The sequence below is a fragment of the Aeromonas sp. 600282 genome (assembly GCF_049175755.1).
GTDB classification, from domain to species: domain Bacteria; phylum Pseudomonadota; class Gammaproteobacteria; order Enterobacterales; family Aeromonadaceae; genus Aeromonas; species Aeromonas veronii_A.
On record NZ_JAAKVR010000011.1, the window covers coordinates 53,924 to 68,235 of the forward strand.

Sequence of the window (14,312 nt, forward strand, 5' to 3'; positions counted from 1 at the left end):
GTGGCAATCAGCCACATAGCAACGCAACGACAAGGATGTCAGATGGACATTGTGGAAGTTAATAGCGCAGCAACCTACCAAAGTGCGCTCATCACCCTGCTGCAAGATTGTGTCGATAGCGGCGCCTCGGTCGGATTTTTACCGCCGCTGACCACGGAGGAATCTACCCGCTACTGGCAAGGAGTTGAAGCGGATCTTGTGGCAGGTCACCGAAAGCTGTGGCTTGCCCTTGAGCAACAACAGCTCGTGGGAGCGGTTCAGCTCGCGCTCTGTGGCAAGGCCAACGGTCGCCACCGGGCCGAGGTGGAAAAACTGATGGTACTGCAAACGGCGAGAGGCAAAGGTGTCGGTCATGCGCTGATGCAGGCAATGGAACAAGGCGCCCATGCCGCGGGCCGTTCGCTGCTGGTGCTCGATACTCGCGCCGGTGATGTGGCCTCCCACCTCTATCGTCAACTCGGCTATCTGGAGGCGGGCCAGATCCCGATCTTTGCGCGCAACGCAGATGGCACTCTTGCTGCGACCGTCATCTTCTATAAACCGCTCTAACCATCCCCTATCTCTTATCCACATACAGCAGGGCCGCACCAAGCGGCCTTGCTTGTTGCCCGCGTGACTGTTTGTTGCAGCAATTTGGCTTGCGACGGATTGCCACGATACGGCCAGTGCTCCTGTATGCCTCAACACCGCCAATCGCTCGCCCCAAAATACAACCAAATAAACAGAAAGATTAATTAATGATTAAAACACCCCCCTTTTCTGCTTCATCTATTGCTTCATCAGGCGTATCGTGAGAGACCCATTTGATAATCAAATCTATGTTGTTCACTGCCTTGAGGAATAATGGATGCCCACTTTGCCCCGTACAGTTACCTCCCCCAAAAAGTTCATCATCGGTCAGCACCTTCTCCCGCAACTCCATGAGCACGTTAAAGATTTTGGTGACTATGCGTTGCTCATCAGCGATGAGTTCATTCTGGAGCGGGTACGGGAAGAAGCTTTGGCGGGGCTCCTGCAGGCAGGCCTCAGGGGAGTGGTCGACAAGTTTCGCTATGAATGCACCGAACAGGAGATCCACCGCCTGACCCACCTTGCAGAGCAATATGGTGCGAACGTGATTGTCGGGATCGGCGGCGGCAAGACGCTGGATGTCGCCAAGGCCGTGGCCTTCTATCTGCGCCGTCCGGTTGTGCTGTTCCCGACGATTGCCTCCACGGATGCCCCCTGCACGGCGCTGGCGGTGATCTACAACCAGACGGGGGAATTTGAGCGCTATCTGTTCCTGCCGCAAAATCCGGACGTGGTGCTGGCTGACACGGCCATCATTGCCGCCGCCCCTCCCCGCTTCTTTTCCGCAGGCGTTGGCGATGCCCTGGCCACCTATTTCGAGGCGCGCGCCTGCTATCGGGCGGACGGGCTCAATCTGGTCGGCAAGCGCCCTTCACGCACTGGCCTTGGTCTGGCAAAGCTCTGTTACGAGCTGCTTGGTGAGAACATCGAGCTGGCCATGGATGCGATACGCCACCATGTCCCGACCCCGGCGCTTGAGCAGGTTATCGAGGCCACCATCTACCTCAGCGGGGTCGGCGCAGAAGCCGGTGGACTGGCCGCCGCTCATGCCGTCAACAACGGCATGTCACTGATCCCGGAGCTCCATCGTGCCCAGCATGGCGAGAAGGTAGTCTTCGGCCTGCTGACCCAACTCGTGCTTGAGCGCGCCCCGCAACACGAACTTGATGAGGTGTTTCGCATCATCGACTGTGCAGGTCTGCCCATGACGCTGCAAGAGCTGGGGCTCACCCACTTTGATGAAAGCGAGTGGCGCAAGGTGGCGCAGCTGGCCTGCGATCCCCTCGATACCATGGGCAACATGCCGATGACAGTGAGTGAACAGGATGTCTACGCCGCCATGGTAGCGGCCAATGCCATGGCTGAGCGTTATCGCCTCCGCCATCCCCGCATCTGATTGCTTGCCGCACTAAATAAGCAAACAGTAAAAAGGCTTGCCCATTGGCAAGCCTTTTTCATCTGCATCCCCCCCCCCTTGTCGGGATAGACGAAAGTCCGCGTTGACTCAGGGGAGTTTCACCGCTCGCACTTCAACCTCTGGCAGGGCGAAGGCATCTTGCGCGGCGATGAGTTGCAGCTCGTAAGCCTGCTGGCGCCAGGTCTCCTGCAGCACCGCATCCACCGAGGCGTTGGTGCGTTCGAACGCGCTGACCGCATCGTGACCAGCAAGCAAATTCGCCAGCATCAGGGCGCTGATAAGATCGCCAACCCCCACCGGCTGGCGGGCAAAGTCATAGAGCGGACGGGCAATCAGATAATCCCCTTGCGGCGTTGCCAGCAGCATCTCGAAGCGGCTGGAGTCCTGCGCCGCACGACCGAGATGCTTGACCAGCACCAGCTTGACGCCGCGGGCCAGCAGCTGATGGGCAGCCGAGCGGGTCTGATCCAGATCTGCCAGATGGGTATCGCAGAGGGTCTCCAACTCCAGCAGGTTGGGGGCCATCATGTCGGCCACCGGCAGCGCCTGCTCGGTCAGGAAACGGGTGACGCCAGGAGCGACGATACACCCCTTCTCCGGGTGACCCATCACGGGGTCGCAGAAGTAGATGGCATCAGGGTTGGCCGCCTTGACGGCGTTGACCACGGTCAGGATCTCGTCCCCCTGCTCGGCAGAACCAAGGTAGCCGCTCAGCACGGCGTCACACTGGCTCAACACCTCGATATTGCCCAATCCTTTCACCAGCGCACTGATATGACCCGCAGGCATCGCCATTCCCTGCCACCCCTGGGCATATTGGGTGTGGTTGGAAAACTGCACCGTGTTGATGGGCCATACATCCATGCCGAGGCGACGCATGGGGAAGACGGCCGCGCTGTTGCCGGCACAACCAAAGACCACGTGGGACTGAATAGAGAGAACGGATTTCATCGGGAATACCACAGCAAAGGATCAGCAAGGTGGGCAATATATCGGATGAAGATAACGATGCGCCACCTTGGCGCGGGATGAACAGGCAATCTCCTGACTAAAGACAGGTTTTTTACGCCATTTGGCCCACGCCGACAAGGTGAGCGGAGCCATGATGCGCCGCGTCCGTCACATCCCGTTGCGTTCAACAGCATGAGGGGCAAAGTGATAGACCCATCCCTCATCACAAGGCATGTCGCTGGGGGGCTGAATCAGCTCAGGCAACACCGCCACCTTGCCACCAGCGGCATACTGCAGCGCCATCAGGGCGCAGAGCGCCGCATCGTAGCGATCGGTGCCGACCTGCACATCCGCAGGCAGCAGCGCCGCCAGCTCGGGCCGTGCCGAGGATGCCTTGCCGCCCACTTTGGCCAATGCCGGATAGACCTCCAGCACGGCGCGACTGGCCTTCGGGGCAACGGTCGGCACCAGTTGCAGATCCGAGAGCCGCGGCAGCATGGAGAGCGCCAGGGTAGCGTTGTTGCCGAGCCGGTCGAAGGTGGCCGACAGCGGCTTCTTGCCGTACTGCTGATACAACCAGCGCTCGCAGTCGCGATAGGCATAGGGGTTATCTATCTCCCGCTCGGGAGCGGCGCAGCTGTGTGGCTGGCCGTTGAGCAGATCCCTCAAGGCGCGGGGAAAAGCGAGCGGCGCATCGATACCGAGCGCCAGTTGCGGGCAGGCTTCTACCTGCATCAGGGTCAGCTCGTTTTGCAGGGCGGGACGCAGCAGAGCGGCCAGATCCGGCGCCACCCGCGAGCTCAGACGAAACAGCGGCGACACCCCGATCCAGTGCAGGCGGTTGGAGTCGGCCTGCCAGCCCACCACGGCCACCGCCTGGGCGCTGCCCTGCCAGCCCCGCACATCCCAGCCGATCCCGATTGCACTCATCTGCCCTGCCGTCATCAATCACCTCTGTTCGCCTGTCACAAGTTGCAAGAGGCACAGGGTAATCAGCAGAGGGCCTTAACGCAAAGCGAACCGCCCACTCAGAACGATTTCTGGAAGTTCACCAGCGGCAGAATGGGGAACACGCCGTTGGCGGCATAGTTGGCCAGCCCGATCTGCAAGCCATCGAGGTGCTTGGTCGCATTGATAAAGCCAATCTGGAAAGTGGTACGCTCGGCATAGTTGACGAAGCCAACGTTGGCCAGCGCATTGCCCTTGGCGATATTGACCGCCCCCCAGTTGAGCCCCTGTACATTGTTGGTCAGGTTGACCAGCCCCAGATTGACGCCGGTATCCTGCCCTTCATGCCAGTTGATGGCATTGATGGCGACCCCGCCAAACTGGTGGCGCACCCGACCGGCCCCCAGGAAGATCCCGAGCTGCAGTCCGCTGAACTGATCCACATCGGAGAGGGCGAAGATCGGCAGATCAATACCCTTCACCTGACCGGTCCGACCGTAGAGCAGCGAGGCACGCGCCCCTTCCACCTGATGGGACGCGGGCAAATTGACCCCGGGCAGCGAGACCTGCACCGGAGTACTGGCCTGCGCGACACCGCACAGAGCAAGGGCGCTGCATGCCAGCAGCAGGCGGGAGAGTGTCATGGAAAGTTCCTTGGGCCATTGAGAGTGGCCCGATCCTAACAGTCAGGGGCGAGTGTGGGCACACCAGCAGGGACGAGGTGCGTCACGATACGTCACGGTTGGCCCTCTCACCTCTCCATCAGGTCTTGCGAAAGCGCCACCTCAAGGACAATCGGCCACTTTTTCGCAGCGAGTGCCCCCTCTTCCTTTCTTTGCCTGAGCGAACTGCCTAAAATAGTCGCCCTGCTGTATCCGGCATTCATCCATCTAGAGGATTTCCCATGGAGACGTTTCTGCTCGAAGGTCACCCCTTCGTTGCCTTGTGTGACCTTATCAAACATCAGGGGTGGGCCGATTGTGGCGGCGCCGCCAAAGCCCTCGTTGCCGAAGGGCTGGTCGAGGTGGACGGTCAGGTCGAGACCCGCAAGCGCTGCAAGATCGTGGCCGAACAGGTGGTCAACTTCAACGGCATGAAGGTCGTGGTGAAAGAGGGCGTCAGCCCGGAGATTGGCTAAACCCGTTTCGGGGAGCCACTCTCCGGCAACCCGCTAGCTGGCCTTGATCGACAGGGTCAGCACAAAACGCGCCATCGCCTCATCCCCGTTCAATGACGGACAGGTGGCTACCACCTGGATGGGGCGATTGATGCGCTGACCGCTTGCCAGCGATTCGTCGATCATGGCGTCAATCTCCTCCCCCGCTACGCAGTCGAACTGCACATCCCCCTCCGGTCGTTTCAAAAACTCCCCCTGCACATCCTTGAAGGCGAAGTGCACCTTCTTGCGCCGCTGCCGCCCCTTCTCCATCACCAGTAGACCACCTACCAGATCGGCGCCGGTCGCCAGCGCGCCAAAATACATGCTGCCCAGGTGGTTGCGGGTACGCCAACCAAGGGGAATGCGAATGCGCAGCGCCTTGGCGTTCATCTCTTCGATGATCGGGGCACAAAACCCGATGACGGGAATGTAGCGCCAGGCAAACAGCCGAAGCGCCAGATTGGCTTTGAAGCGTTGCAAATCCATATGCGAACTGATCCGATGAGTTAATGTAAACAACATGTTGCCTGCATCTGCGCCATTCGACAAGTACAGGGATCACGCTTACGACCTTTTGCCCAACCCAAAAAAACAGAGGAAACCGCACCGGTTCCCTCTTTTCGTTCATGTCGCTGTTACAGCAAATGTGCCGATCAGGCGCGCTTCTCTTCGAGCCAGGCCCCCTGACTCTGCATCTCGAACAGCTGGGCATAGTGACCGCCGAGGGCCATCAGCTCGCTGTGGCTACCCCGCTCGCTCACCTGACCGCGGGAGAGCAGCAGGATCTCGTCCGCATCGACGATGGTCGAGAGGCGGTGGGCGATGGCGATGGTGGTGCGGCCACGACGGGCGGCAGAGATCGCCTGCGACAGCGCCAACTCGGTCTGGGAGTCCACGCTGGCCGTCGCTTCATCCAGAATGAGGATACGCGGATCCCCCACCAGCGCCCGGGCAAAGGAGAGCAGTTGCCGCTGGCCGGCGGAGAGGTTCTTGCCTCCCTCCTCCATCAGGGTGTTGATCCCCTGTGGCAGGCTGCGCACAAACTCGGCCAGCTGCACCTCGCTCAGCGCCTGCCAGAGCCGCGCTTCGTCTATTCCGGCCCGACCGAGACGCAGGTTTTCCGCCAGAGTGCCGACGAAGATAAAGGGATCTTGCTGCACCAGCCCGATGCTACGGCGTACCGCTGCCAGCGACAGGGTATCCAGTGCGTGATCATCGAAGCGGATCTGCCCCTGACCCAGCGGATAGAAGCCCATCAGCAAGCTGATAATGGTGGACTTGCCGCTGCCGGTATGGCCCACCAGCGCCAGCATCTGGCCCGGTTTTGCGGCAAAACTGACCTCCCGCAGCACCTGCTGCTCACCATCGTAGGAGAAGCTCACCCGCTCGAAACTGACCCGCCCTTCCAGCGGGATCATCTCGCCCTCGGTGCTTTCGCGGGTTTCATCGAGCAGGGCAAAGACCCGCTCCCCCGCCACCATCGCCTGCTGCAACTGGTTAAGCTGGTTGGTCATCTCGATGAGCGGCTCGATCATCCGGCCCAGATAGCTGATAAAGGCGTAGAGCACCCCTACCTGGATAGCACCCGCGTGGCTCTCCCCCTCATGGGCAAACAGCGCCAACAGGCCGATCAGCACCATCATGTAGAAGAGATCGATGAGCGGACGCAGCAAAATGCCGTTGATCTTGAGGCTCTTGATCCGTGCCGACCAGTGTTGCTGGTTCACCTCGGCAAAGGCGTTGGCAAAGTGGCGCTCCTGCACCATCGCCTGAATAACCGGCATCCCCTGCAGCGACTCGTTGAGGCGGCTGTTGATGTCGGAGAGCAGACTGCGGGTCGCTCGCACCACTGGCACGCTCAGTTTCTGGTAGAGCCACATCACCCCGCCCACTGCGGGCAGCAACAGGGAGCAGACCAGCATCAGCCGCAGATCCAGCAGCGCCATGGAGATGAGGATGCCGCACAACAGCACCACTTTTTGCACCAGCAAGCCGATCACCTGCACATAGAGGTTCATGATCGCTTCGGTGTCGTTGGTGATGCGGGAAATCAGCGAGCCGGATCGATGCTTGTCAAAGTAGCGGGCCGGCAAGCGGATGGCGGTAGCAAATACCTGCTCGCGCAAAGTTTGCACCACCGCCTGAGCGATGCGATTGAAGCGCAGGGATTGCAAATAGAAACCCGCCGCCGAAAGCACCTGCAAACCCAGATAGCCCGCTGCAATCAAAGCAATGGTGGGCAGCACGATATTGCGTGGCGCCAGATAGTCATCGATAAAAAGCTTGATCAGCAGCGGCCCGGCCACTTCGGCGCCGGTGGCAAGCAGCAGGCAAATCCCCGCCTGGATCAGCCAGCGAGGATAGCGGGCGCAGTAGGCGAGCAGTCTTTTAATGGTCGGATTCACAGGCTCTCCTCCACCGCTTCTTCGAGTCGCTGATAACGCACCATATCTGCATACCAACCATTGTGCGCCATCAGGGCACCGTGATGACCCCGCTCGCTGACGGCCCCCTGCTCCAGCACCAGGATCTCGTCGGCCTGCTCCACCGCCGTCATGCGATGGCTGACCAGGATCAGGGTGCGACGATGGGCCTTGAGGGAATGCAGAATTTGCTGCTCGGTGTGGGCATCCACCGCCGAGAGCGCATCATCGAGCACCAGAATGGGTGCATCCAGCAGCAGGGCGCGGGCAATGGCCAGCCGCTGTTTCTGGCCGCCGGAGAGGGTCACCCCTTTCTCCCCGACCTCGGTCTCATAACCCTTGGGGAAACGCACGATATCATCGTGGACACAGGCAATGCGTGCCACCCGTTCGACCTCCTCGCGGCTCGCATCGGGTTTGCCGAGGGCAATATTGGCAGCGATGGTGGTGGAAAACAGGAATGGCTCCTGCGGTACATAGGCAAACTGGCTGCGCAGTGTGGCGAGCGGCAACTGGTCAATCGGAACGCCACCCATGACAATCGAACCGTGAGTCGGATTGGCAAGGCGCATCAACAGCTTGAGCAGGGAGCTCTTGCCTGCCCCGGTGCGCCCCACCACCCCGAGCATCCCCCCTTGCTTGAGGGTAACGTCGATATCCGCAAGCAGGGTGCGCTGCTCAAGTTGATAGCTCACCCCTTTGATCTGCAAAGGAAAGGCAGAGGTAAACGCGGCCGGCTGGGCGGGCTCTTCGATATCGCTGCGCTCCCCCAGCAGGCTTTCGATACGGGAGTAGGCGGCGCTGCCCCGCTCGATGATGTTGAACAGCCAGGCGATGGCAAACATCGGCCAGATCAGCTGGCCGAGGTACATGGTGAAGCTGGTGAGCTCACCCAGAGTCAGCTCATCGCGCAGCACCAGCACACTGCCCCCCGCCACCGCGAGGAAGTAGGAGCAACCGATACAGAGGTAGATGACCGGATCGAACTTGGCATCGATGCGGGCCACCGCCATATTGCGCTCCCCCGCCTGTTTGGTCAGCTCGGCAAAGCCTTCATCTTCCAGCGATTCAACCGCATAGGATTTCAACACCCGCACGCCGGAAAGAGCCTCCTGGGTCTTGTTGTTGAGCCTGGAGAAGGCCCCTTGCGCCGCCTTGAACTGGGTGTAGATCTGGGTGCCGAAGCGGTTCATGAAATAGGCCATCACCGGCAGCGGCAGCAAGGAGACCAGCGTCAACTGCCAAGAGTACTGGCTGCACATGATGGAGAGCACCAATACCCCGACCATGATGGAGTCCACCAGAGTCAGTACCCCTTCGCCAGCGGTCATCTCCACAGCCTGAATGTCATTGGTGGCATGGGCCATCAAATCGCCGGTACGGTGGCGCTGATAAAAATCGGGGCTCATCCGGGTGAAATGGCAGAAAAGGCGATTGCGCAACACATAGGCCAGACGGTAAGAGGCACCGAACAGCATCACCCGCCAGACGTAGCGCAGCAGATAAATCAGCACACCCAGACCAAACAGCCCCGCCAGATAGCGCATCAGGGTACCATTGTCGAGACCGCCCTTGGTGATGCCATCAACCACCCAGCCCACCACTTTGGGCGGAATAACGGTCAACAGGGCCACCATCAGCAGCAGGGAGATGGCAGCCAGATAACGGGGCCACTGCTCCTTGAAAAACCAGCTCAATCGTAGAAATACGCTCACACCACCAACCTTTAGCGCTCTCTGCCCGTGACCGCTCCAAGGAGCGGCCATCAGAGAAGCCACGCAGAAATAGAACAATGAAAACAATCGCCTCCGGCTGGAGGCGATTTGAACGAAAGCTCATCATATCCCGAACTGGGATGGTTGAGAATAATTACTATTTAATTCACTGTGACATGCGATCATCCCCTGATGAATAGGGATTATACGAATTTTCATGCTGCTCACCGGTCAACAGGAAGTGTGACACCTCTTCCCGGGTCTGGCTGAAGACCTGTTGCAACTGCTCCAGATCCGCCTCGCTCAGCACCTCGTTTTGCCGCAGGCGCCACTCCAGCTCGCCAGCCACCAATTGCAGACGGGCCGCCGAGATATTGGCAGACACCCCCTTGAGGGTGTGCAGTAGCTTGCTGGCCACCTCGGGCTGCTGACGGCGCAAGGCGGAACGGATCTCCCACAGATCGTCCTTGTGCTCCGACATAAACAGCTTGAACAGGATCTGCAATGCCTCCTTGTCCTGCTCCAGCCGCTTGAGGGCATCCTGCAGATCGAGGATCCCCATCATATCCGGCGGTTTCACCTCCATGATCCCCGCCTGCTCCACCCCTTGCGGCTTCACCCACTGCAGCAGGTTGTTGTAAAGATCCAGCTTGCTCACCGGCTTGGTGACGTAACCATTCATCCCCACCCCCAGGCAGCGCTCCTTGTCTCCATGCATGGCGCTGGCAGTGAGGGCTATGATGGGCACATCGTGCTTGTCGACCATTTTGCGGATCTGGCGGGTGGCATCGAGTCCGTCCAGCACCGGCATCTGCAGGTCCATCAGGATCACGTCAAAAGGCTGCTCGGCAACCCGCTCCACCGCCTCGCGACCATTGTTAACCACGCACACTACCGCATCGACCCGACGTAGATATTCGATGATGAGCTGCTGATTGACCCGGTTGTCTTCGGCCAACAGCACTCGGGTACCCTGCAACAGGGATTTGAAGTGCTGCTGATCCCCCTGAGCCTCTGCCTTGCGCAGATTGAGTTCATAAGAGCTGCCATTGAGCAACTCGTCCACCTTGGCCAGCAGGGCATTCTCGGTCATCGGCTTGGGCAGAAAATGGGTCAGCCCCATGCTGTCCATCCGGGCGTGCAGCCCCTCTCTGGCCCAGGCGCTGATCATCAGGATGGGTATCCGCCGCCACTGGCTGTGCTGATACATCTCCAGCGCCAGATCGAGCCCATCCTCCTGCCCCATGCGCCAGTCGAGGATTGCCAACCGCAGATTGGGCCCCTCTTCACGCAATAATTGACGGGCACGGGAAAGGGAGTTGACCGGCAGCACTCGCACACCCGCCCGAGTCAGGATGTCCCGAGCCAGATCCAGCACCAGTTCGTTGTCATCCATCACCATCACCAGCGGCTGGTTTTCGAAGAAAACTTTCCGTCCAGCCACACCGTAGACCGCCTGCGCCATCGGGATATCGAACTTGAACAGAGAGCCGACGCCAGGCTTGCTCTCTACGGTGATCCGCCCCCCCATCAGCTCCACCAGCCGCTGGGAAATATTGAGCCCAAGACCCGAGCCGCCATATTTGCGGGTATTGCCCGCCTCCAGCTGGGTAAACGCCTGAAACAGTTGGGTCTGCTTCTCTTCGGCAATGCCGATGCCGGTATCGCGCACACTGAAGCGGATCCGCATTGGATGGGAGTTGGCCAGATCGATGGAGACTTCGACCTCACCACGTTCGGTGAATTTGATGGCATTGTTCACCAGATTGACCAGAACCTGCCCCAGCCGCAGAGGATCCCCACGCAAGAAGACAGGCACCTCCGGCGATTTGCGAATGATCACCTCCACATGTTTGCGCTCCGCCAGATCGGCAAACATGCCCGCCAGCGAGTCGAGCTGCTCGCTGAGATCGAAGTCGATCTCCTCCAACGTCAGCTTGCCGGACTCCACCTTGGTCAGATCGAGAATGTCGTTGATAAGCAGCAGCAAGGTATCTGATGAAGACTTTATCTTGCCCAGATAGTCCCGTTGTTGCTGATCCAGCTCTGTCTGCAGTGCCAGTGAGCTGAAACCGATGATGGCATTCATGGGGGTGCGGATCTCGTGGCTCATATTGGCCAGAAAATCGCTTTTGGCCTGTGCCAGCAAGGCCGTCTGACGGGACAACTCGCTCAACTTCTGATTACGACGCCATAGGGTATAGGCCACCAGCACAAAACTGATCAAGGCACCGCCAAGCACCATTAAATAGAAGCGGTTCAGCAATGATGAAGCCCGCTCCAGCTTATCCATCTTCCAGCGCACCAGGTTATCGCTCACCTGCATATCGATGAGACGATGGCGCAGGGTATGATAAGCCATCACCTGACGACTCAAATCCTTGCTCAGGTTAACCAAGGTGATCACCTCGGGTTGCGAGCCGTAATGGGAAGCAAGAGCACGCTGCAACAAGCTCAGCTGTTGCTGATACTGGTTATCGGCGCTGTGTTGCAAAAAATGGCTGAGTTGGGCCAACTCATTGAGATCACGATGCAAGAGGCTCTCTGCCGGCGTGATAGCGCGTACCTTCTCAAGCTGATGCTGAAAGGGTTGCACGATATATTCCACCGCCTTTTCCATGCTGTACAGTCTGGCCAGCTCCATCTGGTAGAGATCCAAATCCTGCAGCAACCTCTGTGAAAGAGGCGTTTGCTCAACCTCAGCATCACTACGAACCCTGTGAACAAAGCTATCGAGGATACCGGATAACTGGACGAGCCGTTGCTGAACATTGCTATCATTGGCACTCTCACGACCAAGCAGGTAAACACTGTCGGTGTTGATCCGGTTCAGCACTGCCTCCGCTGCCTGATTCAGGCTGTATGCACGCTGCTGTTGACTAAGCAGTTGCCAGCAAAGAACCGAGAAGCCGAGCAACAAGGCAGCAACAAGCAGCAGTACCACAGGGCTCTTCCGTGATCCTTTATTCATCCCGTTTTGACTCTCTACTTATAATGGCCGCTGAATTGTCCGGCTTGAGCAGAGCTCGGAGTGGAAGTGTCCATCCCAGCCGAGCGCTGTGTTAACGTTATTTCACTATTTTAACTCTGGCACTATTTTCATCACAGCCACCAGAACCGATCTTCAAGGAGACTATTATGTCATTTATCACTACTTATTGTAGCCACTGCTTTACAAGAAACCGCCTGCCCTCCACCCATGTAACCCACTCCGCCAAATGTGGGCACTGCAAGGCGTCCCTGTTCAGCCAAACCCCTTGCCTCGGGAAGGCGGATAACTTCGATACCCTGATCAACTCCGATATTCCGGTCGTTGTCGATTTTTGGGCCAGCTGGTGCGGCCCTTGCCAGCAGTTTGCTCCAGTATTTCATGATGTTGCCCATGAACTCGAACCACGGATGCGCTTTGTCAAAGTCGATACCGAGCAGCAGAGCACCATTGCCGCCCGTTACGCCATTCGCAGCATCCCCACCCTGATGGTCTTCAAACAGGGTAAAGTGGTGAACCAGATAAATGGATCCCTGCCCAAGAACATGTTCAAGCAGTGGCTGGAACCGTTCATGGATGTTTGATTTATATTTCGCACATGTTTTATTTATGTGTTCATTTCCTCATTTTTATCAATGAGTATGTGAGTAGAGGCTGATTTTCAACATGTGAGTCTGTTTCAAACAAGTGAATGGATGTAATCTCGGCAACACAAAAACAACCATAAATTAACCGAGAGAACATTATGCACACATCAGCTGTACCCTCTGCTCCATCTCGCTGGCTGGATATCAAGACCGGGATCGTGATCCTGGATCTGCTCCTGCTATGCATCATGCTCGCTTGGCTCCCTTTTGATCCTATGGTCAACAAGGGGCTGGGCATTCTGGTCTTTATAGCTATTCTCTGGCTGACCGAAGCGGTCAACATCACTATCACCGCGATCTCCATCCCGGTACTTGCCACCCTGCTCGGGGTGTTTGATATGAGCAAGTCGTTGACCGACTTCGCAAACCCGGTGTTGTTCCTCTTCTTTGGCGGTTTTGCCCTGGCGGCAGCGCTATCCAAACAGGGGCTAGACACCCAGATTGCCGGTAAGGTGATGCAGCTCGCCAAGGGACACCTCGGCTGGGCTGCCATCGTACTCTTCAGTATTACTGCGGCACTCTCCATGTGGATCAGCAATACCGCTACCGCCGCCATGATGATGCCGCTGGCCCTTGGCATGCTCAAAGGTCTCGACATTCACAAGGAGCGCCGCACACTGGTCTTCGTATTGCTTGGTGTTGCCTACAGCGCCAGTATTGGCGGCATCGGCACCCTGGTAGGCAGCCCGCCCAATGCCATTGCGGCCGCCCAGATGGGGCTGGGCTTCACTGACTGGCTGAAATTTGGCATTCCTGTTGTCCTCATCTTCATGCCAGTAGGCATCGGGCTGCTCTATCTGGTAACCCGCCCCAACCTCTCACATCAGGTCAGCACAGAGCGAGTGACCATAGAGTGGACCGGCCAACGCAAGGTGACCATGCTGATATTTCTGACCACAGTGCTGTTGTGGATTGGCTCCCAGCCTATTGCCCAGGCGCTGGGAGGAATACCTCAATTTGATACACTGATCGCCATGGGAGCCATCATCGCCATCGCCGTCAGCCGGGTAGCTAGCTGGGATGACATCAACCAGAACACCGACTGGGGAGTACTGATGCTGTTTGGTGGCGGCTTGACCCTGAGCGCCATCCTTAAGCAGACCGGGGCCAACGCCTTCCTGGCGGAGCACCTATCCAACGGTCTGGCCACCATGCCGATCTTCGTCATCCTGCTCTGTCTTGCCACCTTCGTGGTGTTCCTGACCGAGCTGGTATCCAACACCGCTACCGCCGCTCTGCTGGTTCCACTGTTTGCCGGAGTCGCAGAGGCACTGGGAGTCTCTCCCATTGTCGTATCCGTGCTGATCGCTGTCGGTGCCTCCTGCGCTTTCATGCTGCCAGTGGCTACCCCGCCCAACGCCATTGTCTTCGCCAGCGGCCATATCCAGCAGCGTGAAATGATGCGGGCCGGCCTGGTGCTGAACCTGGTCTTCACCGTCATTTTGACCCTGCTTGCCTATTTTATGGGCGACATACTGCATTGATGGCTGGTG

General features: G+C 58.3%; 12 protein-coding genes. 5 read left to right on the plus strand and 7 right to left on the minus strand.

The annotated features are described in order from the left end of the window. Positions 1-42 precede the first annotated feature (42 nt). Positions 43-549 (plus strand): GNAT family N-acetyltransferase, encoded by a 507-nt coding sequence (locus G5137_RS11900; protein ID WP_107684903.1) that lies wholly within the window; start codon positions 43-45, stop codon positions 547-549. A 298-nt stretch (positions 550-847) separates the two neighbouring features. Next, positions 848-1,966 carry a glycerol dehydrogenase gene (locus tag G5137_RS11905; RefSeq protein WP_421255432.1) on the plus strand — a complete coding sequence of 373 codons (1,119 nt, stop codon included), beginning with the start codon at positions 848-850 and terminating at the stop codon, positions 1,964-1,966. 108 nt (positions 1,967-2,074) lie between these two features. On the opposite strand, the gene pdxY is transcribed toward G5137_RS11905, so the two are convergent. The 3 genes from pdxY to G5137_RS11920 form a co-directional block, all read right to left on the minus strand. Then, positions 2,075-2,938: a pyridoxal kinase PdxY gene (pdxY, locus tag G5137_RS11910; RefSeq protein ID WP_319919109.1), complete on the minus strand. Its 864-nt coding sequence runs from the start codon at positions 2,936-2,938 to the stop codon at positions 2,075-2,077. 168 nt (positions 2,939-3,106) lie between these two features. After that, positions 3,107-3,883 (minus strand): DUF429 domain-containing protein, encoded by a 777-nt coding sequence (locus tag G5137_RS11915; protein WP_319919110.1) that lies wholly within the window; start codon positions 3,881-3,883, stop codon positions 3,107-3,109. 83 nt (positions 3,884-3,966) lie between these two features. Next, the gene (locus G5137_RS11920; protein WP_319919111.1) at positions 3,967-4,530 is read right to left on the minus strand and encodes a VC2662 family protein; all 564 of its coding nucleotides are present in this window, start codon (positions 4,528-4,530) and stop codon (positions 3,967-3,969) included. Between the two features lie 260 nt (positions 4,531-4,790). On the opposite strand from G5137_RS11920, the gene ybcJ reads away from it, so the two are divergent. Beyond that, positions 4,791-5,024, plus strand: a complete 234-nt coding sequence (ybcJ, locus tag G5137_RS11925) for a ribosome-associated protein YbcJ (protein ID WP_005361116.1) — start codon at positions 4,791-4,793, stop codon at positions 5,022-5,024. Positions 5,025-5,057: 33 nt separating this feature from the next. Here ybcJ and G5137_RS11930 read toward each other — a convergent pair whose 3' ends face one another. The 4 genes from G5137_RS11930 to G5137_RS11945 all read right to left on the minus strand — a co-directional run bounded on the left by G5137_RS11930 (position 5,058) and on the right by G5137_RS11945 (position 12,154). Next, positions 5,058-5,531 carry a DUF4442 domain-containing protein gene (locus G5137_RS11930; protein WP_259583523.1) on the minus strand — a complete coding sequence of 158 codons (474 nt, stop codon included), beginning with the start codon at positions 5,529-5,531 and terminating at the stop codon, positions 5,058-5,060. Between the two features lie 167 nt (positions 5,532-5,698). Continuing rightward, complete coding sequence (locus G5137_RS11935; RefSeq protein ID WP_421255433.1) at positions 5,699-7,450, minus strand: ABC transporter transmembrane domain-containing protein; 1,752 nt, start codon at positions 7,448-7,450, stop codon at positions 5,699-5,701. Continuing rightward, positions 7,447-9,183: an ABC transporter transmembrane domain-containing protein gene (locus G5137_RS11940; protein WP_421255434.1), complete on the minus strand. Its 1,737-nt coding sequence runs from the start codon at positions 9,181-9,183 to the stop codon at positions 7,447-7,449. Before G5137_RS11940 ends, G5137_RS11935 begins: the two co-directional genes overlap by 4 nt. Before the next feature lie 166 nt (positions 9,184-9,349). Then, entirely contained in the window at positions 9,350-12,154 is a 2,805-nt protein-coding gene (locus G5137_RS11945; RefSeq protein ID WP_421223189.1) for a response regulator, read from the minus strand. Positions 12,155-12,321: 167 nt separating this feature from the next. On the opposite strand from G5137_RS11945, the gene trxC reads away from it, so the two are divergent. Both trxC and G5137_RS11955 read left to right on the plus strand, forming a co-directional pair. After that, positions 12,322-12,756, plus strand: a complete 435-nt coding sequence (gene trxC / locus G5137_RS11950; RefSeq protein ID WP_421255435.1) for a thioredoxin TrxC — start codon at positions 12,322-12,324, stop codon at positions 12,754-12,756. 161 nt (positions 12,757-12,917) lie between these two features. Beyond that, positions 12,918-14,303, plus strand: a complete 1,386-nt coding sequence (locus G5137_RS11955; protein ID WP_421249919.1) for an SLC13 family permease — start codon at positions 12,918-12,920, stop codon at positions 14,301-14,303. The last annotated feature ends 9 nt before the right edge of the window (positions 14,304-14,312 follow it).

Excerpts from the sequence above, each read along its gene's own strand:
- trxC (WP_421255435.1), top strand. The coding sequence starts at position 12,322 with ATGTCATTTATCACTACTTATTGTAGCCACTGCTTTACAAGAAACCGC.
- G5137_RS11930 (WP_259583523.1), bottom strand. The coding sequence starts at position 5,531 with ATGGATTTGCAACGCTTCAAAGCCAATCTGGCGCTTCGGCTGTTTGCC.
- G5137_RS11955 (WP_421249919.1), top strand. The coding sequence starts at position 12,918 with ATGCACACATCAGCTGTACCCTCTGCTCCATCTCGCTGGCTGGATATC.
- pdxY (WP_319919109.1), bottom strand. The coding sequence starts at position 2,938 with ATGAAATCCGTTCTCTCTATTCAGTCCCACGTGGTCTTTGGTTGTGCC.
- G5137_RS11900 (WP_107684903.1), top strand. The coding sequence starts at position 43 with ATGGACATTGTGGAAGTTAATAGCGCAGCAACCTACCAAAGTGCGCTC.
- G5137_RS11905 (WP_421255432.1), top strand. The coding sequence starts at position 848 with ATGCCCACTTTGCCCCGTACAGTTACCTCCCCCAAAAAGTTCATCATC.
- ybcJ (WP_005361116.1), top strand. The coding sequence starts at position 4,791 with ATGGAGACGTTTCTGCTCGAAGGTCACCCCTTCGTTGCCTTGTGTGAC.
- G5137_RS11945 (WP_421223189.1), bottom strand. The coding sequence starts at position 12,154 with ATGAATAAAGGATCACGGAAGAGCCCTGTGGTACTGCTGCTTGTTGCT.
- G5137_RS11915 (WP_319919110.1), bottom strand. The coding sequence starts at position 3,883 with ATGACGGCAGGGCAGATGAGTGCAATCGGGATCGGCTGGGATGTGCGG.
- G5137_RS11920 (WP_319919111.1), bottom strand. The coding sequence starts at position 4,530 with ATGACACTCTCCCGCCTGCTGCTGGCATGCAGCGCCCTTGCTCTGTGC.